This window comes from Candidatus Poseidoniia archaeon (genome assembly GCA_030748895.1).
In the GTDB taxonomy this organism is placed as follows: Archaea; Thermoplasmatota; Poseidoniia; order MGIII; family CG-Epi1; genus UBA8886.
Genome location: JASMLC010000037.1, coordinates 1 through 927 on the forward strand (window position 1 = coordinate 1; position 927 = coordinate 927).

A 927-nucleotide genomic window follows, 5' to 3' on the forward strand; every position below is an offset into this window, starting at 1 on the left:
ACCATCTACAACACTAGTTATGGACTCTATTCCAGAGGATAAGGCAGGTGTTGGAAGTGCTACTAATGATGCTAGTAGAGAGATTGGTGGAGCGCTTGGTATAGCTATTGGAGGCAGTGTTCTAAATCAAATATATCAGGATAAGTTGGTAATTCCAGAGGACATGGATTCTTATTCAGCGATTTTAACAGAGTCATTCCCTGCTGCTATGCGTATGGGCCTAGAGATGGGAAATTTGGAATTGATAGCTAATGCTCGTTTAGCATTTATGGATGGAATGGTTGGATCGGCAATGGTCTCTGCAGGTGTAGCACTGATTACAGCTATACTTGTCAAACTTTACATGCCAGGAAAGACAGAATCTAATTAGAAACATGGTCCGTCCTCCCGGATTTGAACCGGGGACCTGCCGGTAACTGCGGCCTCCCGTACTCACGGGATAAAAGGGAAAGACCCCTACAGCCGGCCGCTCTGGCCAGTCTGAGCTAAGGACGGTATCTGTTGTATTTAGTGACCACTATTTGTTGCTTCTTCTAAAGCATCTTCGAATTTTTGTGTCTCTAATTCCATGTTAGAATATTTTTTCCCATATTCCAGAATCTTAGCAATGAAACCTAGGCAAAGTATAACCATCAGAGCGATAAGCGCGTAAGCAGCGTATTCCCAATTTTGACCTTCCATCATAAATGGCATAGTAGCTATGCCATTCCAGAGACCATGCATTACAATCCCAAAAATATATGCTAATCCGACATATTTGGTCATTGGTTTTTCCATTTGGTTAGCATACGCAACAGCGTATCCAACTGCAGCAGGACCAACTGCATGTAGGACTGTGGAACCAATTCCTCTTACAAATGCATTTATTGTCCATGCATCAGAACCGTACCATATCAATATGAAAAGTTCGTAAAGCATGTTTTCGAT

At 42.5% G+C, this 927-nt stretch carries 2 protein-coding genes and 1 tRNA gene; 1 reads left to right on the plus strand and 2 read right to left on the minus strand.

The features are described 5' to 3' along the window. Positions 1 to 370, plus strand: a 370-nt coding sequence (locus QGG57_06855) for an MFS transporter (protein ID MDP7007883.1), incomplete at its 5' end; no start/stop codon positions are given. Between the two features lie 5 nt (positions 371 to 375). On the opposite strand, the gene QGG57_06860 is transcribed toward QGG57_06855, so the two are convergent. Together QGG57_06860 and QGG57_06865 are read right to left on the minus strand one after the other, a co-directional pair. Beyond that, a tRNA-Tyr gene (locus QGG57_06860) sits at positions 376 to 495 on the minus strand. 12 nt (positions 496 to 507) lie between these two features. After that, positions 508 to 927: PrsW family glutamic-type intramembrane protease (locus tag QGG57_06865; GenBank protein MDP7007884.1), on the minus strand; the 420-nt coding region annotated here is incomplete at its 5' end.